We start from the raw sequence: 25,470 nt of genomic DNA on the forward strand, positions 1-25,470 counted from the left end.
CTAAATTTCTACATGTAATTATATTTTAGCTTGAACCTTCAATATCCTAAAAACCTTTTTTACCTTTGCATCATCATTTAAAAAGCTGAGATGCAAGCAAAAACACCCGAACAATCTAAAACAACACTTACCGATATGGTTTTACCTGGTGAAACCAATCCTTTAAATAACCTTTTTGGTGGTGAACTTTTAGCACGCATGGATCGTGCTGCTAGTATTGCAGCAAGACGTCATAGCCGTCGTATTGTTGTAACGGCTTCTGTTAACCATGTTGCTTTTAACAGAGCAGTTCCTTTAGGAAGTGTTGTTACTGTTGAAGCAAAGGTGTCTAGAGCTTTTAAAACCTCTATAGAAGTGTTTATTGATGTTTGGATAGAAGACCGAGAGTCTGGTAACAAAACTAAAGCCAATGAAGGTATTTACACCTTTGTAGCTGTTGATGAAACAGGGCGACCTATTGCTGTACCTGAAGTTATTCCTGAAACCGATTTAGAAAAAGAACGTTTCGATGCCGCTTTGCGTCGTAAACAATTAAGCTTATTACTTGCTGGAAAAATAAAACCTAATGAAGCCACAGAATTAAAAGCTTTATTTGACTAGTTAAACCTTTATAAATTACATTTTATAAATCCAATTCGCCGGATTTTGAGTTGAACTCTCTTTAAAAATACTAAAACTTAGTATGGTTTCACCATTAGAAGAATTTGTAAACACTTCTCCTATTTCTTGATTGGTTGTCACTTTATCTCCCTTTTTTACATATACTTTTCCTAAATTTTTATATGCAGTAAAGTAGTTTCCGTGTTGCACCATCACTACTGTATTGGCATTTTTAATAGCGATTACAGCAGTAACTTCACCATTAAAAACAACATGAACTTTAGCACTTTTTTCTGTTGCTATTCTAACACCATTACTTTTAATGGTAAGAGATTTATTTAAAGGATGCGGTTGTGTTCCATAACGTAACTTTACCAAACCTTTATCAACTGGCCAACCCAGTTTTCCTTTATTAGACTCAAAATTTTTAGCTAAAGCTTTTCCCGCAGGAGTTAACGCAAAAGTTGTTGAGCTAGAAGATTTACCTGCCTTTTTATTCGACTTTGCAATTTCCGCTCTAATAATATCATTAATTTGTTTGTCTATTCTATCAGCCTCACGCTGTTTCTTCCTTATTTCAGACGTGTATTTACTCAAATTACTTTTAATAGACTGCATGATAGTTTGGTGCTGCTTACGCTCTTGTTCTAATGATTTTTGAACCACTCTATTTTCTGCTATCAATTGCTTTTTAGCTTCTTGCTGCTTTTGTAAATCAATATTTGTCTTTTGTAATTCTTGTGTTTTAGTCTTTATCGTTTCGCCTTGTTCTCTTTGATGGTCTGAATATTGTTTAATGTATTGTAAGCGCTTATAAGCTTGTTTAAAATTATCTGAAGACAACAAAAACATAATTCTACTTTGTTCATTCTTACTTTTATAAGACTTTACAATCATAGCTGCATAATCATCCTTAAGCTCTTTTAACTCATCTCTAAGACTTGTTATTTTCTTTTGATTATTATTAATTTCTCGCGTTAATAAATTAGCCTGTTGGTTGGTAACTTTAATTAAATTACTTAACACATTTATCTTATAATTAAAGTCTTCAATTAATGATAATTGTGATTTTTGTTTTGATTTATTTTCTAAACGTAATTCATTTATTTTCTGAATTTCTCTACGTAATTCTTGTCGGCGTGTTTCTAATGCTTTCTGTTTATTGTTTTGAGCAAAACCTATTGTACTACAAATTAAAAAGAGTACTAGAAAAAATATCTTATATGTTAGTTTATATCCCTTCATTAAAGAGTAATGGCTTTAAACCCTGACGGTATTTTAAACGGAAATCGTAAGTCTTCATTTAAAGACACCGATTTAAATTCTAAATCAATTGTCATTTCTTCATTCGTCTCAACAGCTATTATTTTTAAACGTTCTGGAAACATTTGCTTTTCTACTTCTTGGTATGACAAATAATCAATTTGTAAATGCCTGTGTTCTTTTGGTTGAGATATTTGTTGAGACTTTACTTTGAAATATGAAGGGTCTAGCAATAAAAAAAGCTCAAACAATTCTCGTTGTTTTTTAGGCTGAAGCACATAAACACCATCATCAACAGACGCTTTATAAGACGCTTTTTCTAAATTAAACAACGATTCACCCAACAATAAATTTTGAACCTTTTGAAAGTCTAATTCTGTTCCTAATAATTTGCTTAAATATGCAAAATCGCCTTCAAAATAAGTATTATCTAACTTATTATAAAAACTCATTTTTTCAGGGGTAATTAATGCTTTTACTATTGAAAAGGTGGCGCTCATCCATAGTTTTTCGTCCTTTTTAACTCTAAAACTAACCGAATGTGTTTGCGTATTTCCACCTTGAGTATAGGTTATTTTAAGTTTAGATTGAAGGGTTTTAAAATCGGGGCTTTGTTTCGCATTTTCTTTAATAAGCTGCTTTATAGATAAATTATAATTTGCTTGACCACCACTAACTGTTTTTGATGATTTACAGTTAAATAACAATAGTACTAACAAGCTTAAAATAATATGTAGGAATCTGTTCATTAATTAGGGGTTTGTAATTGTTTTGTTTTATCACTAAACGTTTTTGCTTTAGCAGTATTGTTTAATAGTGCATAAGCCTTACTTAATTGATTATAGAAATCGGCTTCCATTTTAGCATCTTCAATAATATAATCGATGCCTATCTCTAAAGAGGCTATAGCTTCTTTCGGCTTATTTAATTGATTTAAAGCCACGCCATTTATTAAATATAAAATAGGTTGCGATGGATACTTTTCAAGAGCCTTAGTACTTTTTTCTTCTGCCAACTTATACTGCTGTAAATCGATTTGCAATAATAGAACGTTGCGTAAAATACCTAAATTATTAGAATCTTGTTTCAATGCCAATTCAAAATACTCTAAAGCTTTTGCTTTATTATTTTTGGATAGATAGTATTGACCTAATTCTGATAATGATTTTTCATTATCATTTTCGCTAACCATTGAAGTAGCTTCAACTAAATCTGTTTCATATTGCGGATGCTCTTTTACAAAATTCACAAAATCCGATAGCACTTTTTGCTTTGCTTCGGGTTTAATTTGTGTGCTTTTAACCACTATTTTCATAGATTCGATAGCCCTATCAGCATCTTTTTCATCTAAATAAAACTTGTAAAGTGCCAAATGAACCAATTGCGATTCTGGATTCACCTTTAAAAGTTCTTTAGCCGTTTCAAAAGCTTTATCTTTTTCGTTGTTTTCGCTGTAGCGGAAAATAAGCGCTAAGTAGTTTGATTCTTTATCGGGGTTACTTTCAACACGTTCTTCTAAATTTTTTATTTGATCTTTTTTTCTACCCGTTGCCGCATAAATTTTATTACGCATAACATCTCGTGCAACCGAAATACCAAACGCAGCATCCAATTCGTCTAAAAGCTCTAAAGCATTATCATACTTTTTTGTTCTAACATATAAAGATGCTAAATCTTCTTTATAATCTGGATGGTATTTAACCAGTTGTTTAACTGTTTTAATGGCCTTATCATAATCATTTTGTGCGGCATAAAAGCCGTAAAGTTCATCTAAAAACCATTCATTATCAGGATCTAAACTTACTGATTTTTTTAAGGCATCTTCTGCAGCTCCAAAGTTTTTAAGCTTTGAATGATTTTTTCCTAATTCAAAATATAAAACAGGTATCGAATTATCTAATTCAATACATTTTAAAAGCGCCTCATTCGAACGGTCGTAATTCTCAATACCCTTTTGTTTTAAAGCTTCATAAAAAAGCTCTTGAAATTTATCTTCAAAATCACCTAAATCGTCATTTGGCTTTTTATTAAAATCGACTTGAGCATAATTCATCTGCGGAAATATTAACATTCCGAAGAGTAAAAAAAGTATGTAAAATCTTTGTTTCATTAATTAGGCTATGCTTTTCAATTTTATTTGGGCGTTACCTTTATACTGAATTAAATTCAGAAACAGGTCAGGCTTTCTTCTATATCATTTTATTTGTTCTCGATACATTTTGCTCTTACTTCACAAAACACTCAAACTGACATAAAAAAGGATGCCGCATCAAATGTTATGCATTCACGATTTCATTAATTTAATAATGAAAAATCCCTAACGCTACTATATAGTTCCCAAATAGTGTTCCAAACTCTAATTGATACTATTCTTTATTCCAAAACAGAATAATCGCCAATACTTATTGATGTAAAGTTGCCATTATATTTTACATGATTACCAATCATAGCATTATCTAAATTAGCATTTTTGATGTTTGTATTAGTCTGAATTAAACTATTTTTAACAGTTGAATTCTCAATAACAGTATTATTTCCAATAGACACAAAAGGACCTATTGTACTATTTTTAAGCACCACATTTTCGCCAATAAAACAAGGCTCTATGATTTTAGAATCATTTAATTGAGCAGAAGATGCTACCAATTGCTCTTCGCCATCTGCCTTTAAAAATCCTAACATGCGTTGATTCGTTTCAATGGTTATGGCTTTATTACCACAATCCATCCATTCATCAACGGTTCCTGTTTTAAATACTTTTCCTTCTGCCATCATACGTTTTATACCATCATTAATTTGGTATTCACCGCCATTCATAATATTTTCATCAAGAATTTCCTGTAGTTTCCCTTTTAAAACACCCACGTCTTTAAAGTAATAAATACCAATAACCGCTTGATCACTAACAAATGTTTCTGGTTTTTCTACAAGTTCTATAATCTCTTTATCATCATTTAGTTTTACAACACCATAGGCTTCTGGGTTATCAACTTGTTTTGTCCAAATAACACTATCGGCTGTAGGATCTAAATCAAACTCGGCACGAATTAATGTATCTGCATAAGCAATAACTGCAGGCCCCGATAAAGATGGCTTAGCGCACATAATAGCGTGTCCTGTACCTAAAGGCTTATCTTGGCGATAAATAGAAGCTTTAGCTCCTAAACTTGTTGCTAAGGCTTCTAAACTAGAAACCACTTCGTCACCAAACCATGCAGGGTCTCCTAATACGAAAGCGATTTCTTCAATAGGTTGCTTTAATACTTTGGCTATATCTTTTACCAAACGATGCACAATAGGTTGTCCCGCAACTGGTATTAATGGTTTTGGCACAGTTAAACTATGTGGGCGTAAACGAGAACCTCGTCCTGCCATTGGTACTATTATTTTCATACTTAATATTTTGTCATTCCCTCGAAGGAGGAAATCTTTTAAGTTAAACTTATAATTTGTTTTTAGTTGTGTCGGTAAAAACACCCTTAAAGTCCCCTCAAGGGGACAATTTGTTTTCCCTTATGGGGAATTAAAGGGGCTATTATTTTACGCCTGTACTCCCAAAACCACCTTCTCCCCTATCTGTTTCAGATAGTTCATCAACATCAATCCATTCGGCACGTTCATGTTTTGCAATAACTAATTGAGCAATACGCTCACCATTTTCTATGATAAAATCTTCATTAGACAAGTTTACTAATATCACTCCTATTTCACCTCTATAATCGGCATCAACCGTTCCTGGAGCATTTAAAACTGTAATGCCTTTTTTTGCTGCTAATCCACTTCGTGGACGAACTTGCGCTTCAATACCCACAGGTAACTCTATAAATAAACCTGTTTTTACAATGACTCTTTCTAATGGTTTTAATGTAATAGCTTCAGAAATATTAGCTCTTAAATCCATGCCTGCCGACGCTAAAGTTTCGTAATGTGGTAATGCGTGATTGGATTTGTTTATGATTTTTATATTCATCTATTTATATCAATTGTTTTTTATCGGTCATATGTAACATTCATTTTAATCATTATACTGTGTATCTAAATTTTAGTTATGAAAGTTTCATTCTATAATTTATAAGATGCTTCGACTGCGCACAGCATGATACTTTATCTTTTTAACAATTGTTTTAATTCTCTTTTTTCTAATATGAAAACTAAGCCCAAAAATACTAAAACTAAGCCTGTATTTAAATAATAGTTCGCATTAGTATTTAGTGCTATTATAGATAAACCAATAGCTAGTGCTAAGTAACTTAATATACTTTTAAGATGATAAGGCACCGCATAATACTTTTGTCCAAAATAGTACGACATTATCATCATTGTACCGTAAGCTATTAGAGTTGCCCAAGCTGATGCAATAAAGCCTATCTTTTCTATCATTACCAAATTAAAAACAATAGTAATTATTGCTCCAACTAACGACAAATACATACCATAGCGTGTTTTATCTGTTAACTTATACCAAATAGCTAAATTAAAATAGATACCTAAACATAAATTAGCTAATAATACTATCGGTACAATTTTAATAGCAATCCAATAGCTTTCATCTCTAACAATAAGAGATTTAAAAATGTCTAAATATGCTATTATAAATACTAACATACCACTTCCAAAAATAACAAAGTACTTCATTATGCGCGCATATGTTTCCTTAGCATTCTTTTCTTTAGCATGGTTAAAAAAGAAAGGTTCTGCCCCAAGCCTAAAAGCTTGTATAAAAATGGTCATAAAAACTGCTATTTTATAACATCCACTGTAAGCTCCATTTATGTCTTTTCCCAGTACATCAGGTAGTAACCATTTATCAAAATTCTCGTTTATTACATACGCTAAACCTGCTACCATAATTGGCAGTCCATAATTTAATAACTGTTTAAAAATGACTTTACTAAACTGTAATTTTATTTTGAAAAAATATGGTAATAATAGTAAAAATGTAACTATACTAGCAGCTAAATTAGAAATGAAAATATATTTAACTAAATCGTTACTATCGTAATTTGAGTAGTTTATTCCAAATTTTGGGATTGCCCAAAGAAAAAAGAAATTTAATATAACATAAATAAGGATGTTACTTAATTTAATAGCTGTAAACATAATAGGTCTACCTGTTGCTCTTAAATATGCAAAAGGAATAACAACTACAGTATCTAAAACTAAAACGCCTATTAATAAGTTAAAATAACTCTGGTTTAAGTTTACTAAATGAGCAAGCTCCTCATTAAATAAAAAAACTGCTATTAGAAATAAAATAGCTGTAACTGTTAAACTTATTAATGCTGTAGAAAACACTTTATTTTTCTCCTCGCTTTTACTGAAAAATCTAAAGAATGCCGTTTCCATTCCATAAGTAAGAAGTACATTAAAGAATGCAGCATAAACATAAAAAGTTGTATTATCTGAATAACTTTTAGTTTCTAGCTGCCCTGTATGTAATGGCACTAAAACAAAATTCATTAGTCTCGGCAAAACAGTTGCCAAACCATATATAATAGTGTCCTTAAAGAACTTCTTAATTGTACTCAATGATTGGTTATTTATCTTGCTAAAAATACGTTTTTAGCAAACGCAAACCAAAGATAAGTTATTGCTTATTAGATGATGTGTTAACGCAAGGGCTTAGTCTCTTTTTTTGAAATAGTCTCAATTTTAAAGTACTTTATTTTATTTGCATGCTGATAACTAACAACACACTCTGTGTTTTTTAAATCAAATGGGAGTTTTTTCGGGAGTTTCGGAACCTTATTACCATATTCAGCTAAACGGTCACTACTCATTATAATATCATGCTTTTGATTTGCTTCTGTTATAAAACGACCAATAAAAAGTGTGCCGTTTCTAGACTCCAGTTTTGTTTGTTTTCCTTTAAAATAAACACTATCAAGTTTGATGTTATTTACATTTGATATCACTGGAATAAATATATTAAAACCAGAACCCTCGCCTTCTACTACTGATATCCATTCTTGGTAATAAACATCTCCAAATGTAACAGGAGCTGTGTTTTGAATTTTTTGAGTGCTTACACACTGTGAAAAAGTCAGTATAATAAAAACCATTAGTAATAATGATACTATATTTTTAAATGCTTTCATTTTTTATATTTGAATATTATGAAAATACTATCTCAAAATTAATGCCATGAAAAAGCCTCACTAAAAAGTGAGGCTTGATATTATAATGGATTCCTGCCTCCGCAGGAATGGCAAAATCTAATTGTTTAAAGCTTCCGCTCCACCAACAATTTCTAAGATTTCGTTAGTAATAGCTGCCTGACGTGCTTTATTATAAGTTAATTTAAGCTGATCTCTTAATTCTGTTGCATTATCTGTTGCTTTATGCATTGCTGTCATACGTGCACCATGTTCACTTGCAAAAGAATCTCTAATACCTTTATACAACTGCGTTTTTAACGACTTAGGAATTAATTGCTCTACGATTTCTATTTTTGATGGCTCAAAAATATAATCAGCATTATTATTTGCCTCACCTTCAATAGAAACAATTGGTAAAAACTGCTCAGTCATTACTTCTTGAGTTGCTGCATTTTTAAATTTATTATAAACGATTTCTATTTTATCGAACTCGCCAGCAACAAATTTAGCCATTAACTCTTCAGCAATTTCAGCGACATTATTAAAAGTTAAATCATCAAAAATGTCACTTTTATTAGCTATAACAATGTTTTGTTTAGAAAAAGCATCATTAGATTTTTTTCCAATTGCGACAACAGACACATTTTTTCCAGCATACACATTACTAATTAAGTGTTGTGTTTGCTTAATAATGTTAGAATTAAAAGCGCCACACAAACCTCTATTAGAAGTAATAGGCACAATTAAAACATTTTTAACTTCACGTTGTACAGAAAATTTACTTCCAGAATCCTCATCTAAAGTCGCACTTAAACTTTGTAAAAGCTCAGTTAACTTATTTGCATAAGGACGCATTGCTGTAATAGCGTCTTGTGCTTTCTTTAACTTTGCAGCCGATACCATTTTCATGGCACTGGTAATCTGCATGGTTGAAGATACCGATGATATTCTGTTACGTATTTCTTTTAGATTAGCCATAATCTCTTTTTGTCATTCCGAAATTAATACGGAATCTATTTTAATTGAACTTCAAAACATGAGATTCCTGCTTGCGCAGGAATGACAATTATGCTCTATATTTTCCTGATAAATCTTTTGCTACAGCTGTTAATGTATCTGTAACTTCATCAGTTAATTTACCTGCTTTTAATGTTGCTAAAACATCTGCATGTTTTGCTTTTAAGAACTCTAAGTACTCACCTTCAAATTCCTTTACTTTCTCTACAGGAACATCTCTTAATAAGTTTTTAGATCCTGCATAAATAATAGCAACCTGATCTTCAACTTTAAACGGATCGTTTTGAGCTTGTTTTAAAATTTCAACATTACGTTTTCCTTTTTCAATTACATTTAAAGTAACCGCATCTAAATCAGATCCAAACTTAGCAAACGCTTCTAATTCGCGATATTGAGCTTGATCTAATTTTAAAGTACCTGATACTTTTTTCATGGATTTAATTTGTGCATTACCACCAACACGAGATACCGAAATACCTACGTTAATTGCTGGACGTACACCAGAGTTAAATAAATCTCCATCTAAGAAGATTTGTCCATCTGTAATAGAAATTACGTTTGTTGGAATATATGCAGAAACGTCTCCCGCTTGTGTTTCAATAATTGGTAATGCTGTTAATGAACCACCACCTTTTACCATTGGTTTTAAAGAGTCTGGAAGGTCGTTCATATCTTTAGCAATATCATCATCATTGATAACTTTAGCAGAACGCTCTAATAAACGAGAGTGTAAATAGAATACATCTCCAGGATACGCTTCACGTCCTGGTGGACGACGTAATAATAAAGATACCTCACGATAAGCAACTGCTTGTTTAGATAAATCATCATAAACAATTAAAGCTGGACGACCAGTATCTCTAAAATACTCACCAATTGCAGCACCTGCAAAAGGAGCATATACTTGCATTGGAGCTGGATCAGATGCATTTGCAGCCACAATAGTAGTATAAGCTAAAGCGCCTTTTTCTTCTAATGTTTTAGCAATTAAAGCTACTGTTGATGCTTTTTGACCAACGGCAACATATATACAATATACAGGCTCACCTGCATCGTAAAATTCTTTTTGATTTAAGATAGTATCAATACAAACGGCTGTTTTACCAGTTTGACGGTCACCAATAACCAACTCACGTTGACCACGACCTACAGGAATCATAGCATCAATAGACTTAATACCTGTTTGTAATGGTTCTGTTACTGGTTCACGGAAAATAACACCAGGAGCTTTACGCTCTAAAGGCATTTCGTAAGTTTCACCAGAGATTGGTCCTTTACCATCAATAGGATTCCCTAATGTATCTACAACACGTCCAACAATACCTTCTCCAACTTTAATAGAAGCGATACGATTAGTACGTTTAACAATAGAGCCTTCTTTAACACCTACTGAAGCCCCTAATAATACAATACCTACATTGTCTTCTTCAAGGTTAAGTACAATACCTTCTAAACCGCCTTCGAATTCTACTAACTCGCCATATTGCGCATTAGATAATCCATAAGCACGTACAATACCATCACCTACTGTTAAAACAGTTCCAACTTCGTCTAACGAAGCAGATGCCTCAAATCCTGCAAGTTGTTGTTTTAAGATTGCTGATACTTCAGCTGGTTTTACTTCTGCCATCTTATTTTAATTTAATGTAAATTCTCTTTTTAATTTGTTAAGCTTATTAGAAATACTCGCATTGTATTGCTTATCTCCAATTCTTAAGATGAAACCACCTAAAATACTTTCATCTACTATATTTTCAAGTTCCACAGCTTTATTAGTAAGCTCTTTTACTTTAGCAAGCACTTTAAGTTCTAAATCGCTTGTCATAGGAAAGGCTGTAGTTACTTGTGCTGTTTGTTTTCCGTTATATTCATCAAATAACACGCTATATTTTAGAGCAATGTCGTTTAGTATATTTATTCTTTTGTTTGTTATTAATACATCAAACAAACCTGTACTAATTGCATTTAATTTAGGAAAAATAGCTTCTAACGCAGATTTTTTAGTTTCTGCTTTAATAACAGCATTATTAAGCATATCGCTTAACTCTATATTTTCTGCAATAGTTTCTGCCATTAACTTCATATCGCTATTTACAACATCAGCCTTTTTTTGGTCATTTGCCAAACTTAAAACTGCTTTTGCGTAACGTATTGCTGCTCTTGTTCCTGCCATTATACTTTTAGTTTAAAGTTGCTTCACCCAACATAGACTCAACTAACTTAACTTGTTTGTCTTTGTTAGATAATTCTTCACGTACTACTTTTTCTGCTATTTCTATAGAAAGATTAGCTACTTGTGATTTTAATTCGGCAATAGCTGCTTTCTTTTCAGATTGTATACTCGCTTGTGCTTGCTCAATAAGTTTTGATGCGCTTTCACTGGCTTCAGTTTTAGCTTCCTCAATCATTTTATTTTTCATGTCACGAGCTTCTTTAAGCATTTCATCACGTTCTGCTCTAGCCTCTTTTAATAACTTTTGGTTATCTGCTTGAAGGTTTTGCATTTCTAATTTTGCATTTTCAGCAGATTCTAATGCATCTTTAATACCTTCTTCTCTTTTTTCTACAGCATCAAGAATTGGTTTCCAAGCAAACTTTTTTAATAAAAGTACTAATCCAACAAATAATAATAATTGCCAAAAGAATAATCCGAATGAAAATTGTTCAATTAATTTTTCCATTTATATAACTGTTATATTCTAATTAATTTTTAATTTAAAAAAACAGCTTTAACCAACCGTTAAAGCTGTTTTAGTTTTTTTTATGCTGCAAATAAAGCAGCAAATCCAATACCTTCAATAAGTGCTGCTGCAATAAGCATAGCAGTTTGGATTTTTCCAGAAGCTTCTGGTTGACGCGCAATTGCATCCATAGCAGATCCACCAATTTTACCGATACCTAAACCAGCACCAATAACGATTAAACCTGCACCAACAATACTTGGAATTGTCATAATATATATATTAAAAATTAAACATTCAATTTATTAATGATCATCACCATGATGCTCTTCTACAGCTGATCCAAAATACAATGCTGATAACATTGTAAAAATATATGCTTGTAAAGCTGCAACTAAAAGTTCAAGTAGTGAAAGCACAAATGCTAACCCAAATGATAATGAACTTCCTAACCAGTTTTTAAATATAAACATTAAACCAATAATACTCATTAATACAATGTGACCTGCAGTAATATTTGCATACAAACGTATTAATAAAGAAAACGGTTTAATAAATGTACCTAACAACTCAATAGGTGCTAAAATAATTTTCATTGGCCATGGCACTCCAGGCATCCAGAAAATATGACCCCAGTAATTTTTATTAGCAGTAAAGGTTGTTATTAAATAAGTTAATAATGCTAATGCTAATGTTACTGCAATATTATTTGTAACATTAATTCCTAAAGGTGTTAATCCTAATAAGTTTATAATCCAGATAAAGAAAAACACGGTTAACAAGAAACTCATGTAACGCTTATAATGTTTTTTACCAATATTTGGAATAGCTATATCATCACGTATATATAATATAATAGGTTCTAAAAGTCTACCAAAACCTTTTGGCATACTACCTGTTTTATATTTTTTAGCCATTCTTCCAAACATGAAGAACATTAATAGACCAATAATTAAAATTGTGAATACGTTTTTAGTTATAGAAAGATCTAAAGGCTTATCGTTTGTTGCATGATGATGCTCATCATGATTAATAACTCCTTCGGCATTGGTTTTATAAATTTTACCATGGTATAACTTGTAGTAATTGCCATTAGATTCGGCAACTTCTTCTCCATGATGTAATTTTGATGAAGAAAATACTTGTAAACCATTATCCCATAATATAACAGGTAGTGGAAAACCAATATGTTTATTTTCACCTTCGTCACTCACATAAGAATACAAACCAAAGTCATAAGAATCTAATAAGTGATGATTTATATATTCTTTAATTTCAGTTTTAACACTTTCATTACCCTCAACCTCAGGGGCAATTTCTTTTAAATGCATCTCTTCTTGAGCTAATGCACTAATAGAGAATAGTGTACTTAATAAAAAGAATAGCAAGCTAGCAATTTGGTTTCTTTGCATGTTAAATGAAAAATTTATCCTTAAAAATCGGTGCAAAGGTATGCTTTTATCTGAAAATCAAAAAACAAAATTTTATATTATTTATCAATAATATTTCAATTAGCTAAAATCGTCTAAATCATTAAGAAACTTAGAGAGAATAATACTTTCGGTAATAAGGCAAACGACATAAGGAATAAAAAAAGTAAAAAATTCTAATCTACTCAAATTACCATCGGAATTATATTCTGGATAAAGGAGCAGAAAAAAGAAAACAAATTTCAACATACTTGCCCCCATAAAAATAAAACCTAACTGATCTTTAAGCTTCTTTTTTAGTAAAAAAAGAACTAGAATAGCACTACAAGCCAATACTACATTAATACAATACGAGTAGATTAATTGATTCGTATCAAAAGATTGGCTAATGAGATTATTTACAAGAAGATGAATGAAAAAAGCTATCGCAGCAACACCTACTACAATTAAGCATTTAATAATACTATTTTTTAAAATCAAGGATTTAACTTATTTATCTGTTTTAATACAGCATATAAAGAAATACCAACACCTATTAAAGTACAAACAATTAAAAATGCTTTACCACCAGAACTATTATAATTAGTATCTAACCATTTTCCTAACAACACAAAAAGGTATATAGTAATACCCATTTGTATGGCTATTCCTGATAACGCTGCAATTTGTTTAAGCTGTTTTTTCGGTTTCTGTTGATCTTTGTTTTTCACCTTTGTTCATTTCTTTTACTGTGCCTTTCATAGCACATGTAACATTAAATGTTGCGCCTGGTTCTACTGCTAATTTACCAGCAACCACTTCGCCTTCAATATGTGCCGATGCTTTTAAAGTAAGTGTACCCGATAAGGATAATTTACCAGAAAACTTACCTTCAAAATAGGCATCGGTTCCTTGTAAGGTCCCTTTTATAAAACCAGCTTTACCTACTACAACTTTTCCTGATGTTTTAATATTACCTTCAATAACACCATCAATTCTAAAATCGCCTTCGCTATTAAAATCACCAACAATTTTAGTGCCTTGAGCTATAATATTTTGATTTGAACTTCCTTCAACCATTTTTTTTTTTTTTTTATTATCTGAAAACATAAAACTATCAATATTAGTTATTATCTCTATTTAAATAAGCCTCCAAATTTTTATGAATTTGAATGATTTGATAATTTGCAGATGATACTGCAAAATAAGGCTCTTTTATCTTTTTCTTATTTTCTTTTGTTAATAACTGATCGAATGTTTGTGCAATTTGTGCATTTTTTAAACCATGAACAATTACAAAGGATACCTCTGGACTATAAACATCTATAGATGATTTTAATTTATAATACTTAATACTCTTTAAAACGGTATCTAAATCTTTTTGAAAAGCCAAAAGTTGCTCCTTCTCTGGATTTTTAAATTGAAATACCACCTTGTAATTACTAACAATACTATCATTTACTTCTACAAATTCTGTACTCGCTAATTTTGGCAATACATTACTTTCTAAATCTTGTGCACGCTTACCCTCAGGAGTATTTGCATAAGTAACCGCTAAGTAATTAATTGCTTTTTTATAAGGTTCATACCCATAAAGTCGTCCCGTTGCAGTAGCTTTTAAAAGTTCTAATTTAGATACAATAGCCTCACCGTCAAACCTATTAATATAATCTTCACTTTTAGAAATAACATCTTTGTATTCCTGATTTTGATGTTGAATATATAATGCTTCATATAAGCTTTCAGGACTATTTTCGTCTTTTTCTGAAACCAATTCAGGATTCTTTAAAATAAAGGCATAACGCGATTCTGGATAATCATTTATTATTTCATTTTTTGCTATAGAAGCTTCATCGTTTTCAGCTAACAGCTCATAAATTTTGTATAAGTTATATTTAGAAGGCAATATTAATCGCTCTTCTGGATTACTACTTAATAAATCTTGAAACTTATCTTTTGCCAGTTTGTATTCTTTAAATTTCTCTTTGTAAATTAACCCTAATTGATAATAAGCATAATTACGATCTTTAGAAATACTATCTATTTCTTTTTCTTCAGAAGGAATTTTAGAAATATAAAATTGCGGATCGAATATTTCATCTTCAGTTGCCGATGCGGCAATATCATTATTTGAAACGCCTCCTCCTATTGTTATTGATTGTCCTTTACTAGACCATCTCCAGTCATCACTTAATGTTCTATCTCCCCATATTTTTACAAACTCATTTTTACCATAAGCAACGGTTGTTGGGTTATAAAAATAAAATGTTGCAGCTTGATTGGGCAATCCAGGAATACCTCTATTTACTTGACCTATAGTATTGTTTACCGTTGCTAACCCTTTGTTTCGTTCGGCAGCTTCTGCCTTTTCTTTTTCTTCTTCGGCTTTAATTTTAAGATTTTCAATAAAAGACTCAAAATAAGTCAGTCGCTCTGCTTCAGACAAATTAACCAAATTTAAAATACTATCGTTTACCTTGGCAATAGCCTCATAGTAAATAACATCTTCTAAATTATCCCGCTTCTTTTTTATAACTCGGTATGGTTTTGAATTAAGAACCAAATTAGTTAGAGTACTATCATAATATTGACCAGCAATACTATAAATAGATTTATCAAAATTCATATCGCCAAGAGTTTCGTAATTTCTAGCTTTAAGCTGCTTGTCTCTAGAATCTGTTCGCAACGATTTATTATAATATACAACCGCCAAAGAATCTGATTGGTTGGTTAAATGATACTCACCTATTTGATGATAAATTTTATCTAAAAACGGACGGTTTTCTCTGTTTTCTTCTAATTCTTCAAGTAACTCTACAAGCTCTAATTTATTACCGTTTTCGTAATCGAAATTTTTAATTTTTTCTAAATACGCACAAATCATGTAGATTCTTGGCGTTTTTCTATTTAGCTCAATAACACTTTCAAAAGCGATATTTGCACTATCCTTTTTTCCTAACTGATTATATAATTGCCCCTGAATAAAGCGATAACGACCACGCTCATCATTACTTTTCGTGGCATTTGATGCTATTTCTAATTGTGTAATTGCACTATCTACAGACTTGGTGTTTAAATAAGCCTGAGCTAACATAGACGTTGCGTCTGCTAAATCTTGATTTTCCAGTTCCTCTTGAAACAATAAGCGCTTTAAATTTTTAATAGCCAACTCATCATTATCTAACCGAATATTGGTTTTTTCACGCCAAATTTTAGCTTGATTTATCTTATCACTAGCAGGATACTTATATAAAATGTAATTAAAAGCTTCTAAAGCTGGAACAAAACGCTGATCGAAATATCTCGATTTTCCTAAAAGTAAATACGCTTCATCAATTTGCGGGTTTTTCTCTTTCCCGTCTATATTCATACTATGCTTCTGAATCGTTTTTACTGCCTTTTCTTCAGCTTTAGTGAAATTTTCGTTTTTAGATTGACCAGGAAGTATAACCTCATCAACTATTTGCATACGCTCTATAGGTAATACATCCCAATAGTTGTCAAAATAGCTGTCGTTAAGCGTATTTCTACCTTCCTCTAATGCATTATAGCCGTTATAAAGGGTATTAAATTCTGCCGTAACAGCATGAAAATTTCGGTTAATAAATTTATCCTTTTTTCTAGAACAACTTACTAACAGAAATATAGAACATACAATAAAAAATAAGGCTTTAATAGGTGTTTTCAATGCTGGTATTTTTTAGTCTAAATAATAACTATAAACTCTTGCTATTATTATATATAGACGTAAAAATAAGCATCTTTTTTAATTAACCTATAAAATAAAGTTTCTTTTAAAAAACTGTTAACTTGCAAAATGCGCTTCTAACTCCTTTAAAGTCACTTCACTTGTTTCTAAGTCTTTTACAATTTCGCCTTTTTCAAGCACCACAATACGTTCGCAAACATCTGTAACATGCATTAAATCGTGGCTAGAAATTAAAACCGTTACACCTTGTTTTTGAGCCAAATCTCTAATAATCACTTTTAAACGAATTTGAGTTGTTGGATCTAAATTCGCAAAAGGCTCATCTAAAACAATAACCTCAGGATTACCTATTAAAGTCGCTACAATGCCCACTTTCTTTTGGTTTCCTTTACTCAAATCTCGTAAATATTTTTTTTGCCCTAAAATTTCATCGTGAAAAAAATCTTGAAATTGTGCTAATAAGGTATCAACATCGGCTTTATTTTGGTTGCGTAAATCTCCTATGAAATAAAAATACTCTTCGGCAGTTAAATAACCAATTAAAAAGCTTTCATCAATAAAAGCAGAAGTAAACGGTTTCCAGTTTTCACTTTTATTTACTTGTATATCATTACTTTTTATAAAACCTGTTGTAGGCTGAATTAAATCAAGCAACAAACTAAAATAAGTTGTTTTTCCTGCACCATTATTGCCAACTAAACCAAAACTTTGCCCTTTAGGAATTTCTAATGATTCTATATTAAGAACTAGGTTTCCGTTATATTTTTTTGATAAGTTATATGTGGTTATCATGATTACATTTTTTAATTATTTTGATTGAATGCATCAATCATTTTATATTTTGATTTTAAATACTTTGTGGTAATATTTTTCATTAATTTTTGATGAAACACAATGCCAATAACACCTAGAACTGTTAATACTAAGCAGGCAATTTCGAAACTAATTAAAAAATAAAACAATGCAAATAATCCCATTGGTATGATTAACAAAGGAATCCCTATTAACCACTGTACAGCACCAGTACCCTGATAATTAAATGCAGCTTTTTGACTTAAATCAATCTTTTTTCTATTAAAAGAACCACCATACAACATGACATGCGAATTAACACCTATGTTATAAATAGCTGCCGCAAAATGTGCTAATAAAATTTTCCATCCAAAATAAACGTATGGAATTCCGAGTACAAATAAAATAACAACACTTAGTGCCATTAATGTGAATTTTGATTTTAAATATTGTTCATATTTAATATTCTGACTCATAAGTAACTTATAATAACCGCTATCCCATGCAGGAATAAACTGCCCAAAATTTATTAGAAAAATACCTGTTGAAAAAACACCTATAAAAACAAAAAACCATGGCATATTTTGATAAGTGGGTTGCGGATAAAAGAACAAACCATACAACAAGCCTATGGCTAACATAAAAACAGAAGACTTGGTGCGTTTATTACGCCAAATTAATTTTAAATCTAATTGCATAAAGGGCGCAATCTCTCCAAAGTTTTTTGTCCAATCTAAGTTTGATGCATTAACTGCTTTTATTTTAGTTTTTAATCCACTATCTAAAAAAAGTTTTTGTTTTAAAATCTTAAAGTTATAAGCATAAAGCAATATCAATATTAAAGTTGGTACTAATATAAATACAGGATTTTCACAAATTGAAATAATCCCTTTTGAAAGCGCATCAGAAATATTTATAATTTCAAAATAATTTAAACTATAAAGCCCTCCTACTAGAAGTATAATTGGTAAAAATGATAATTCGGTTTCCACAGATTTACTTTCAATAATAAAATTAAGAAAGTTATTAATTAGGATTAAAATTATAATAGTCACTAACCAAACCAAAACGGTTATAACATCATAACCACTATAAATAAGCTTGATACAAAAAGGAACAACTGCAAATAAAGGCAAGAAATTAATAAATGACAATACCGATTTCCCCAGCACATAATTAACAATAGATTTCCGTCTTACAGGAAGTATGAGCAAGGGCTTAACACTCATAACTGGAAGTTTTTGGAAAAAAAAACGAATTATCAAATCTCCTAAAACCCAAAAGAATATGAAACTGCTAAAAGCGACAAGTGGATCTAAATTAGGATAAACTTCTTTTAAAATTTTATCCATAAAAAACCCTATGAATAAAAACATGACCATAAAATAAAGCGCAAAAAAGCCCATCAATATTTTTATACCTAAACTTTTTCCAAAGCTAGCAGACCTAAAAAAAGCTTTCCACTCTAGTCTTAAAAATTGCTTTACCATAATGCTCGTTAATTATACTTTTTTGAGTAATTGTTTGTATTTTCATGCTCCTAAATTAACCAAACATCATAGCTTTTTGAGTAACACCTAATATTTTTTAGATAATTTTATTCTTAAATCAGTATTCTATAAAGCTACCATTAGCACACATACTAGTATAGGTTTTTTGAATTTGCTGATTTAATTTAGTTAAATATCTAATTCTATGAGTTAGTAAGTTTTTTAGTTTAATTGTTACATACAAAATTTAATTTTACAAATCTACTTCACTATTTTTGTAAAAATTTTTCACATGTCATCATTTTACAAACTATCAATTAAAGATATTAAAAGAGAAACTAATCAAGCTATTAGTATTACGTTTAATCTTCCAGAAAACTTAAAAGACACTTTTGCCTTTAAAGCAGGTCAATACATTACTTTAAAAACAAATATTGATGGTCATGAAGTGAGACGTGATTATTCTTTATGCTCGTCGCCAAAAAGTGGCGATTTAAAAGTAGCTGTAAAAGAAGTAGCTGAAGGCACTTTTTCATCTTACGCCAATAAAACATTAAAAGTTGGTGATATTTTAGAAGTAGCACCGCCAAAAGGTCGTTTTATTTTTACACCTAACGATTCTAAAACTAAAAATATAGCAGCATTTACTGCTGGTAGTGGCATTACACCCGTTTTAAGTATTATAAAATGTGCTTTAGAAGAAGAAGTTCATAGCAAAGTTATTTTAGTTTACGGCAATAAAACAACTGAAGATACGATGTTTTTAAATGAACTTTTAGAACTTCAGCATCAATACAAAGATAGATTCTCTGTTCAATTTGTATTTAGCCAACAAGATGAGGACAATGCTATTTTTGGTCGTATTGAAAAAAGCACTGTTAATTATGTCGTAAAAAATGAATATAAACATATTGAAGTTGATGCTTTTTACCTTTGTGGACCAGAAGCCATGATACATACTGTAAAAAATGTATTAACAGATCATGGTATTGACGAAGAACGTATTCATTTTGAGCTTTTTAAAGCCGCCAAACCAGCTGAAGTTGAAGAAAAAACGGTTGCAACAGGTAATACCCAAATCACCATTACTGTTGATGATGAAACTACAACTTTTGAAATGGCACAAAAGCAAACCATACTTGAAGCTGCCTTAGATGAAGATATTGATGCGCCTTATTCTTGTCAAGGTGGTATTTGCAGTAGTTGTTTAGCGCGTATAAAAGAAGGTGAAGCTACGATGCGTCAAAATAATATTTTAACCGAAAATGAAGTTGCCGAAGGTTTGATTCTTACTTGTCAAGCACATCCAACCACACCAACTATTACTGTTGATTTTGATGATGTTTAAATGTTGTTTCTGTTAAAACAGGAATCTCTTAAATTGAAATAGATTATTAAAATGGATTCCTGCCTGAGCAGGAATGACAAGTCAATTCTATAATATGTCTTTAATCTTATCTACAATGCTTTTAGGAGATATACTTCTAGAAGCTTCTCTATAATTTTCTGGATATTTATTACCGTAAACTGAAGTTGGAATTTTTGGAAACTGATTTCTATCTGCCAATAACGCATACTCATCTGGTTGATTAAAAGGCGCAAATCCCGCATACGGATGCGTTACACCCCAAATAGTAATTGTTTTTATGCCTAACATAGCAGCCATATGGGCGTTTCCAGAATCCATAGAGAGCATCACATCTAAATTAGAAATAACATCTAATTCTTCATCTATTGAAAGCTTTCCTGCAATATTAATGACATTATTAAAATCGTTTTCAAAATTATTTAAAATATCTATTTCCTTTTGTCCGCCACCAAATAAAATAATTTTATAGTCTTTTGAAAGTGATGCTATAACGTCACGCATTAAATCTACTGGATACATTTTTCCTTCATGAGCAGCAAAGGGTGCTATCCCAATCATTTTTTTTGAATCTGATCCTAATAGCGTTTGAAGTTTTTTTGATAAGTCTGATTTATTAGGAAAAACAGGATTTGATAAATCTACAGGAAATCCTAAAACCTTAAAAACATCAGCATATCGCTCGTGAGTGGTTTTAAGTTGCTTAAATATACTTCCAGATACTAATGCCTTTTTTTCTTTTCTACCTTTATCTATTGAAACAAGTCGTTTACTATTTATAAGTTTTCTTAAAATTTGACTCCTTAATACATTATGTAAATCTGCAATCGCATAAAATTCATTTGCTTTATTTAACTCTCTAGCAAGTTTATAAAGTCCAAAAGTACCTTTGTGTTTTCCTTTAACATCTGCAGAAAAAACAGTAGCGTTTGGTAAATCTCTAAAAAAAGGAACAAAAAAAGCACGTGTTAAAACAGTGATTTTTATATCTGGATATTTTTGGCATAACCCATTTAAAACAGGTACTGTCATGGCGACATCACCCATTGCTGAAAGCCGAATAACTAAGATGTTTTTTTTTGGTTTCGACATCAATTTTTTACTGTAAATATAACAGTCTTAGCCAAAATAAAATTCAGTTTTTAACTGATTAATTATTTTTGCTCTCTTAGAACAGGATTAAGCTCGTCGTCATTATACATTTTCATTTGCTTATACACTTTCATGTATTTATCTCCCTTTTCAATATCGGTCAATAATGTATCAATAGCAGTAGATAAATCGACACGCTGTTCTAGTAAAATATCTAATTTTTTTTGGCAAGCAGCTTTATGCGCTTCTGAAGCATCAATGCGAGTTGCTTCTTCATTCATGTGATATACTTTCAACGCTAAAATTGATAATCTATCAACGCCCCAAGCAGGACTTTCGGTATTAATTGTAGCATCTTCTTTAACAGTTACATTTTTATATTTCTCAAGAAAATAGCTGTCAATATATTCAACCATATCTGTTCTATCCTGATTAGAAGCATCTATTTGACGTTTTAAAGTTAAAGCAGCAACAGGATCAATTTGTGGATCGCGAATAATATCTTCATAATGCCATTGTACCGTATCAATCCAACATTTTCTATATAATAAATGTTCTATTAAATCACTTTCAGAATAAGGATTTTCAAATGGTTGATCAACGGTATTAATAATATGATATTTCTCAATAACGTCTTGAAATATTTTGTTAGCTATACTTGTAAACATAATGTATTATTTTAAAGTGTAAATATAAGTCTATTTAATTAACTTTACTATTCTAAATAATCAATATAGACGCTATGAATATTCATAATATTTCTGAAAAAAACTCGGTTTTAAACACCTTTATTTCTGAAATTAGAAACGTAAATATCCAAAAAGACAGCATGCGATTCAGAAGGAATATTGAGCGTATAGGTGAAGTCCTAGGTTATGAAATGAGTAAAACATTAAATTACAAAACAGACACAATTGAAACTCCTTTGGGACATTGCGACATTAATTTGATAGAGAATAACATCGTTTTATGTTCTGTTTTAAGAGCAGGTGTGCCACTACATAATGGATTACTCAATTATTTTGATACTGCCGAAAATGGTTTTATTTCTGCCTACAGACATCACAAAGAAAATCTAAAAAGTTTTGAAATTATTGTAGAATATTTAGCATGCCCAAATTTAGAAAACAAAACACTTATTTTAGCAGACCCCATGTTGGCTACTGGTCAGTCTATGGTCACCACTTTTGAAGCTTTAAAACCTTTTGGAACACCAAAAGAAATCCACTTAGTTAGTGTTATTGGAGCACAAGAAGGTATTGATTTTGTTGAAAAACACTTTGATAGTAAAACAAATTTATGGATTGCTGCTATTGACGAAAAGCTTAATGATAAAGGTTATATAATACCAGGACTTGGTGATGCAGGCGATTTATCTTTTGGCGAAAAACTACAAAAATAACAAAATAAAAGGCACTAAAATTAAAACAGAAAGAAACACTTCTTTAAACCATTTTTCTTCAATAATCTCAATATAATTTGTAATAATTATTGATAATGGTGCAAATGCAAATAAAAATTCGCTTCCATCTTTTTTAGGTGCTAATATGATAATCACTAACGCGATTACACCAGCAAAAAGAATCGTATTAAAAGAAGCTCTAAAGGCTTTCTTTTTTTGTTTGATACTCTTTATATAAAATAGTGACGACCAAATTCCAAAAGATAAAAGCAATGTGATGGCAACTAAGTATTGAGTTGAATTGTAACTACTTAAATCATAACTTACTTCTGGAAAGCTTTTAAATAATTCGAAAAAATTATCATTTAAAATAATTGAAGTACCAATAGTTATAAGAAAAACAGTTATCACACCTGTAAAAGGAATAATCCAATGGTTTATTTTAGTTTCAGAATATAATAACAATGATATAAGAATTATAACAAAAAACAGAATAGCCCAAAAATAAAATAAGGCTGCAATAGCAATCCAAAAAGCAGCATCAAACAACTTCTTTTTAACATTTATTTGAGAACGCAGACTTATTATTCTACGTAAACCTAACATGACAAAAAAGTTAGAAAAAATAACATTTACATGACTGGTAGAGCTTGTAATAGCCAGTAAAAACAAACTAAATAAAAGAATTTCGTAGTTGTTTTTATTAGACAAATTGTTTTTACTAACAATAAAATTAAGCAGCAATATAGAGGCATAACAAACACCAAATAAAACCAGTTGTTTAAAAACAAACACCATGGTAATTGACCCTTTTATTAATTCTATTCTTGCTGTTATAAAAGCAATAAGGACAATAAAAAAGACAATGATAAAATTTATTGGTCTAGATTTACTAAAAATACTTGTAATCATTAACGGTTTTTGTATTTTTGTCTCGTAAATATACTAACTATATAACCGGTTAGAAAATAACATATCAAACACATGAAAGATTTCTTTTACGCGATACAAGATTTATTTGTTAATGTACTTTTTGCTCCTTATGATGCCTTAAGAGCATTAGAACTAGAAAACTGGTTTTTAGCAAATACATTGTCATGGATTTTTATCATTATTGGATTTGTAGCTATGGTTTACTGGATGCTACAATTAAAAATATTTAATGATAATAACGAAGAAGATAAAAGTATTTCTTCGCATTCATTTTTATAAATCGAATCCGATATCTTTACGATAATTCATCTTATCAAAATGTAGTTTTTCTATATTTTGATAAGATTTTTTTATGGCTTCTTGATACGTATTTCCATAAGATGTAATAGCCATAACGCGTCCTCCAGAAGTAACCACTTTGCCTTCTTTTAATTGCGCTCCAGCATGAAAAGGTAATGAATCTTCAATGGCATCAATACCAGTTATTTCTTTTCCTTTTTCGTATGCTTCAGGATAACCTCCTGACACTAACATGATAGTTGTTGCAGCACGCTCATCAATTTCAATATTAATTTTATCTAATGTTCCATGAGCCATAGCCTGTAGAATTTCAACAAAATCATTTTTAAGCCTTGGTAAAACAACCTCAGTTTCTGGATCGCCCATTCTAACATTATATTCAATAACTTTAGGGTCGTCTCCAACTTTTATAAGTCCGATAAAAACAAAACCCACATACGGCAAGTTATCTTTTTTAAAACCACTAATCGTTGGTTTTACAATGCGTTCTTCAATTTTATTTAAAAATTCATCGGTAGCAAATGGCACTGGAGAAACAGCTCCCATACCACCCGTATTTAATCCTGTATCGCCTTCACCGATACGTTTGTAATCTTTAGCTGTTGGTAAAATTTTGTAGTTTTCACCATCCGTTAATACAAAACAACTTAATTCAATTCCATCTAAAAACTCTTCAATAACAACCTTAGTACTTGCTTCACCAAATTTAGCATCAACCAACATGCTTTTTAATTCCGATTTAGCTTCTTCTAAATCATTTAAAATAACAACCCCTTTTCCTGCTGCTAATCCATCTGCTTTTAACACATAAGGCGCTTTTAATGTTTCTAAAAAGTCATATCCTTTCTCAACAGTTTCTTTCGTAAAACTCTCATAAGCTGCCGTTGGGATATTATGGCGATATAAAAATTCTTTGGCAAATTCTTTACTGCCTTCTAATTCGGCTGCTGCCTTTTGCGGACCAATAACAGAAACATGTTTAATGGCATCATCATTTAAAAAATAGTCGTGAACACCCTGTACTAAAGGATCTTCGGGACCAACAACAACCATATCAATATTTTCTTTTAAAACTAATGTTTTAATAGCATCAAAATCGGTTACTCCAATATTTACATTGGTCGCTATTTCTGCAGTTCCTGAATTTCCAGGTGCTACAAATAATTGATTAGATAATGGACTTTGAGCAATTTTCCATGCAAAAGTATGTTCTCTTCCGCCAGAACCAAGAATTAAAATATTCATTTTGATTGTTTTTTATTAGATTCCCGTTTTAATCGGGAATGGCAAATTATGGTTTTATACGATTGCAAAAATA

At 30.8% G+C, this 25,470-nt stretch carries 27 protein-coding genes; 4 read left to right on the forward strand and 23 right to left on the reverse strand.

Annotated elements, in window-relative coordinates; translation table 11 throughout:
* The first annotated feature begins 90 nt into the window (after positions 1–90).
* On the forward strand, positions 91–600 hold the full coding sequence (locus tag RHP49_06695) for an acyl-CoA thioesterase (protein ID WNH13938.1): 510 nt from the start codon (positions 91–93) through the stop codon (positions 598–600).
* 15 nt (positions 601–615) lie between these two features.
* On the opposite strand, the gene RHP49_06700 is transcribed toward RHP49_06695, so the two are convergent.
* From RHP49_06700 to RHP49_06790, 19 genes are all read right to left on the reverse strand, one after another.
* Positions 616–1,845, reverse strand: a complete 1,230-nt coding sequence (locus RHP49_06700) for a peptidoglycan DD-metalloendopeptidase family protein (GenBank protein WNH13939.1) — start codon at positions 1,843–1,845, stop codon at positions 616–618.
* Positions 1,845–2,612, reverse strand: coding sequence for a DUF4292 domain-containing protein (locus RHP49_06705; GenBank protein WNH13940.1), 768 nt, complete (start codon positions 2,610–2,612; stop codon positions 1,845–1,847). The genes RHP49_06700 and RHP49_06705 overlap by 1 nt, the downstream gene beginning before the upstream one ends.
* Positions 2,612–3,916 (reverse strand): tetratricopeptide repeat protein, encoded by a 1,305-nt coding sequence (locus tag RHP49_06710; GenBank protein ID WNH13941.1) that lies wholly within the window; start codon positions 3,914–3,916, stop codon positions 2,612–2,614. The genes RHP49_06705 and RHP49_06710 overlap by 1 nt, the downstream gene beginning before the upstream one ends.
* A 320-nt stretch (positions 3,917–4,236) precedes the next feature.
* Positions 4,237–5,256 (reverse strand): sugar phosphate nucleotidyltransferase, encoded by a 1,020-nt coding sequence (locus RHP49_06715; GenBank protein ID WNH13942.1) that lies wholly within the window; start codon positions 5,254–5,256, stop codon positions 4,237–4,239.
* A 142-nt stretch (positions 5,257–5,398) separates the two neighbouring features.
* Positions 5,399–5,833 carry a dUTP diphosphatase gene (gene dut / locus RHP49_06720; protein ID WNH13943.1) on the reverse strand — a complete coding sequence of 145 codons (435 nt, stop codon included), beginning with the start codon at positions 5,831–5,833 and terminating at the stop codon, positions 5,399–5,401.
* 134 nt (positions 5,834–5,967) lie between these two features.
* A complete protein-coding gene (locus RHP49_06725; GenBank protein ID WNH13944.1) occupies positions 5,968–7,392 on the reverse strand; it encodes an oligosaccharide flippase family protein in 1,425 nt (474 codons plus the stop codon).
* A gap of 80 nt (positions 7,393–7,472) precedes the next feature.
* Positions 7,473–7,961 (reverse strand): hypothetical protein, encoded by a 489-nt coding sequence (locus RHP49_06730; protein ID WNH13945.1) that lies wholly within the window; start codon positions 7,959–7,961, stop codon positions 7,473–7,475.
* A 117-nt stretch (positions 7,962–8,078) separates the two neighbouring features.
* Complete coding sequence (atpG, locus tag RHP49_06735) at positions 8,079–8,939, reverse strand: ATP synthase F1 subunit gamma (GenBank protein ID WNH13946.1); 861 nt, start codon at positions 8,937–8,939, stop codon at positions 8,079–8,081.
* An 88-nt stretch (positions 8,940–9,027) separates the two neighbouring features.
* Positions 9,028–10,608: a F0F1 ATP synthase subunit alpha gene (atpA, locus tag RHP49_06740; protein ID WNH13947.1), complete on the reverse strand. Its 1,581-nt coding sequence runs from the start codon at positions 10,606–10,608 to the stop codon at positions 9,028–9,030.
* Positions 10,609–10,614: 6 nt separating this feature from the next.
* Complete coding sequence (gene atpH / locus RHP49_06745) at positions 10,615–11,151, reverse strand: ATP synthase F1 subunit delta (GenBank protein ID WNH13948.1); 537 nt, start codon at positions 11,149–11,151, stop codon at positions 10,615–10,617.
* A gap of 7 nt (positions 11,152–11,158) precedes the next feature.
* Positions 11,159–11,659 (reverse strand): F0F1 ATP synthase subunit B, encoded by a 501-nt coding sequence (locus RHP49_06750; GenBank protein ID WNH13949.1) that lies wholly within the window; start codon positions 11,657–11,659, stop codon positions 11,159–11,161.
* 80 nt (positions 11,660–11,739) lie between these two features.
* Positions 11,740–11,931 (reverse strand): ATP synthase F0 subunit C, encoded by a 192-nt coding sequence (gene atpE / locus RHP49_06755; protein ID WNH13950.1) that lies wholly within the window; start codon positions 11,929–11,931, stop codon positions 11,740–11,742.
* Between the two features lie 33 nt (positions 11,932–11,964).
* Positions 11,965–12,990, reverse strand: a complete 1,026-nt coding sequence (gene atpB, locus RHP49_06760) for a F0F1 ATP synthase subunit A (GenBank protein WNH14389.1) — start codon at positions 12,988–12,990, stop codon at positions 11,965–11,967.
* Between the two features lie 180 nt (positions 12,991–13,170).
* The gene (locus tag RHP49_06765) at positions 13,171–13,569 is read right to left on the reverse strand and encodes a DUF6168 family protein (GenBank protein ID WNH13951.1); all 399 of its coding nucleotides are present in this window, start codon (positions 13,567–13,569) and stop codon (positions 13,171–13,173) included.
* Complete coding sequence (locus tag RHP49_06770) at positions 13,566–13,799, reverse strand: AtpZ/AtpI family protein (GenBank protein WNH13952.1); 234 nt, start codon at positions 13,797–13,799, stop codon at positions 13,566–13,568. Before RHP49_06770 ends, RHP49_06765 begins: the two co-directional genes overlap by 4 nt.
* Positions 13,759–14,178 (reverse strand): polymer-forming cytoskeletal protein, encoded by a 420-nt coding sequence (locus RHP49_06775; GenBank protein ID WNH13953.1) that lies wholly within the window; start codon positions 14,176–14,178, stop codon positions 13,759–13,761. Before RHP49_06775 ends, RHP49_06770 begins: the two co-directional genes overlap by 41 nt.
* Positions 14,179–14,191: 13 nt before the next feature.
* Positions 14,192–16,756 (reverse strand): tetratricopeptide repeat protein, encoded by a 2,565-nt coding sequence (locus tag RHP49_06780; GenBank protein WNH13954.1) that lies wholly within the window; start codon positions 16,754–16,756, stop codon positions 14,192–14,194.
* A gap of 117 nt (positions 16,757–16,873) precedes the next feature.
* Positions 16,874–17,569 (reverse strand): ABC transporter ATP-binding protein, encoded by a 696-nt coding sequence (locus RHP49_06785; GenBank protein ID WNH13955.1) that lies wholly within the window; start codon positions 17,567–17,569, stop codon positions 16,874–16,876.
* 11 nt (positions 17,570–17,580) lie between these two features.
* Positions 17,581–19,059, reverse strand: a complete 1,479-nt coding sequence (locus tag RHP49_06790; GenBank protein WNH13956.1) for a DUF5687 family protein — start codon at positions 19,057–19,059, stop codon at positions 17,581–17,583.
* A gap of 292 nt (positions 19,060–19,351) precedes the next feature.
* Here RHP49_06790 and RHP49_06795 point away from each other — a divergent pair, with 292 nt between their 5' ends.
* Positions 19,352–20,407, forward strand: a complete 1,056-nt coding sequence (locus RHP49_06795) for a ferredoxin--NADP reductase (GenBank protein ID WNH13957.1) — start codon at positions 19,352–19,354, stop codon at positions 20,405–20,407.
* Between the two features lie 87 nt (positions 20,408–20,494).
* Here the strand turns inward: RHP49_06795 and RHP49_06800 are convergent, their stop codons facing one another.
* Positions 20,495–21,517: a glycosyltransferase family 9 protein gene (locus RHP49_06800; protein ID WNH13958.1), complete on the reverse strand. Its 1,023-nt coding sequence runs from the start codon at positions 21,515–21,517 to the stop codon at positions 20,495–20,497.
* Positions 21,518–21,579: 62 nt separating this feature from the next.
* Positions 21,580–22,185: a DUF4254 domain-containing protein gene (locus RHP49_06805; GenBank protein ID WNH13959.1), complete on the reverse strand. Its 606-nt coding sequence runs from the start codon at positions 22,183–22,185 to the stop codon at positions 21,580–21,582.
* Between the two features lie 74 nt (positions 22,186–22,259).
* Here RHP49_06805 and upp point away from each other — a divergent pair, with 74 nt between their 5' ends.
* Positions 22,260–22,919 carry a uracil phosphoribosyltransferase gene (gene upp, locus RHP49_06810; GenBank protein WNH13960.1) on the forward strand — a complete coding sequence of 220 codons (660 nt, stop codon included), beginning with the start codon at positions 22,260–22,262 and terminating at the stop codon, positions 22,917–22,919.
* Here the strand turns inward: upp and RHP49_06815 are convergent.
* Entirely contained in the window at positions 22,908–23,831 is a 924-nt protein-coding gene (locus RHP49_06815) for a DUF6427 family protein (GenBank protein WNH13961.1), read from the reverse strand. The genes upp and RHP49_06815 overlap by 12 nt on opposite strands.
* Positions 23,832–23,903: 72 nt before the next feature.
* Here RHP49_06815 and RHP49_06820 point away from each other — a divergent pair, with 72 nt between their 5' ends.
* Entirely contained in the window at positions 23,904–24,131 is a 228-nt protein-coding gene (locus RHP49_06820; protein WNH13962.1) for a uracil phosphoribosyltransferase, read from the forward strand.
* On the opposite strand, the gene purD is transcribed toward RHP49_06820, so the two are convergent.
* Positions 24,126–25,397: a phosphoribosylamine--glycine ligase gene (purD, locus tag RHP49_06825; protein ID WNH13963.1), complete on the reverse strand. Its 1,272-nt coding sequence runs from the start codon at positions 25,395–25,397 to the stop codon at positions 24,126–24,128. The two genes, RHP49_06820 and purD, sit on opposite strands and share 6 nt — an antisense overlap.
* Positions 25,398–25,470 lie beyond the last annotated feature (73 nt).

The sequence above is a fragment of the Flavobacteriaceae bacterium HL-DH10 genome (genome assembly GCA_031826515.1).
Taxonomy (GTDB): Bacteria; Bacteroidota; Bacteroidia; order Flavobacteriales; family Flavobacteriaceae; genus Thalassobellus; species Thalassobellus suaedae.

Excerpts from the sequence above, each read along its gene's own strand:
- RHP49_06695 (WNH13938.1), top strand. The coding sequence starts at position 91 with ATGCAAGCAAAAACACCCGAACAATCTAAAACAACACTTACCGATATG.
- RHP49_06700 (WNH13939.1), bottom strand. The coding sequence starts at position 1,845 with ATGAAGGGATATAAACTAACATATAAGATATTTTTTCTAGTACTCTTT.
- RHP49_06705 (WNH13940.1), bottom strand. The coding sequence starts at position 2,612 with ATGAACAGATTCCTACATATTATTTTAAGCTTGTTAGTACTATTGTTA.
- RHP49_06710 (WNH13941.1), bottom strand. The coding sequence starts at position 3,916 with ATGAATTATGCTCAAGTCGATTTTAATAAAAAGCCAAATGACGATTTA.
- RHP49_06715 (WNH13942.1), bottom strand. The coding sequence starts at position 5,256 with ATGAAAATAATAGTACCAATGGCAGGACGAGGTTCTCGTTTACGCCCA.
- dut (WNH13943.1), bottom strand. The coding sequence starts at position 5,833 with ATGAATATAAAAATCATAAACAAATCCAATCACGCATTACCACATTAC.
- RHP49_06730 (WNH13945.1), bottom strand. The coding sequence starts at position 7,961 with ATGAAAGCATTTAAAAATATAGTATCATTATTACTAATGGTTTTTATT.
- atpG (WNH13946.1), bottom strand. The coding sequence starts at position 8,939 with ATGGCTAATCTAAAAGAAATACGTAACAGAATATCATCGGTATCTTCA.
- atpA (WNH13947.1), bottom strand. The coding sequence starts at position 10,608 with ATGGCAGAAGTAAAACCAGCTGAAGTATCAGCAATCTTAAAACAACAA.
- atpH (WNH13948.1), bottom strand. The coding sequence starts at position 11,151 with ATGGCAGGAACAAGAGCAGCAATACGTTACGCAAAAGCAGTTTTAAGT.
- RHP49_06750 (WNH13949.1), bottom strand. The coding sequence starts at position 11,659 with ATGGAAAAATTAATTGAACAATTTTCATTCGGATTATTCTTTTGGCAA.
- atpE (WNH13950.1), bottom strand. The coding sequence starts at position 11,931 with ATGACAATTCCAAGTATTGTTGGTGCAGGTTTAATCGTTATTGGTGCT.
- atpB (WNH14389.1), bottom strand. The coding sequence starts at position 12,990 with ATGCATTTAAAAGAAATTGCCCCTGAGGTTGAGGGTAATGAAAGTGTT.
- RHP49_06775 (WNH13953.1), bottom strand. The coding sequence starts at position 14,178 with ATGTTTTCAGATAATAAAAAAAAAAAAAAAATGGTTGAAGGAAGTTCA.
- RHP49_06785 (WNH13955.1), bottom strand. The coding sequence starts at position 17,569 with ATGATAACCACATATAACTTATCAAAAAAATATAACGGAAACCTAGTT.
- RHP49_06790 (WNH13956.1), bottom strand. The coding sequence starts at position 19,059 with ATGGTAAAGCAATTTTTAAGACTAGAGTGGAAAGCTTTTTTTAGGTCT.
- RHP49_06795 (WNH13957.1), top strand. The coding sequence starts at position 19,352 with ATGTCATCATTTTACAAACTATCAATTAAAGATATTAAAAGAGAAACT.
- RHP49_06800 (WNH13958.1), bottom strand. The coding sequence starts at position 21,517 with ATGTCGAAACCAAAAAAAAACATCTTAGTTATTCGGCTTTCAGCAATG.
- RHP49_06805 (WNH13959.1), bottom strand. The coding sequence starts at position 22,185 with ATGTTTACAAGTATAGCTAACAAAATATTTCAAGACGTTATTGAGAAA.
- upp (WNH13960.1), top strand. The coding sequence starts at position 22,260 with ATGAATATTCATAATATTTCTGAAAAAAACTCGGTTTTAAACACCTTT.
- RHP49_06815 (WNH13961.1), bottom strand. The coding sequence starts at position 23,831 with ATGATTACAAGTATTTTTAGTAAATCTAGACCAATAAATTTTATCATT.
- RHP49_06820 (WNH13962.1), top strand. The coding sequence starts at position 23,904 with ATGAAAGATTTCTTTTACGCGATACAAGATTTATTTGTTAATGTACTT.
- purD (WNH13963.1), bottom strand. The coding sequence starts at position 25,397 with ATGAATATTTTAATTCTTGGTTCTGGCGGAAGAGAACATACTTTTGCA.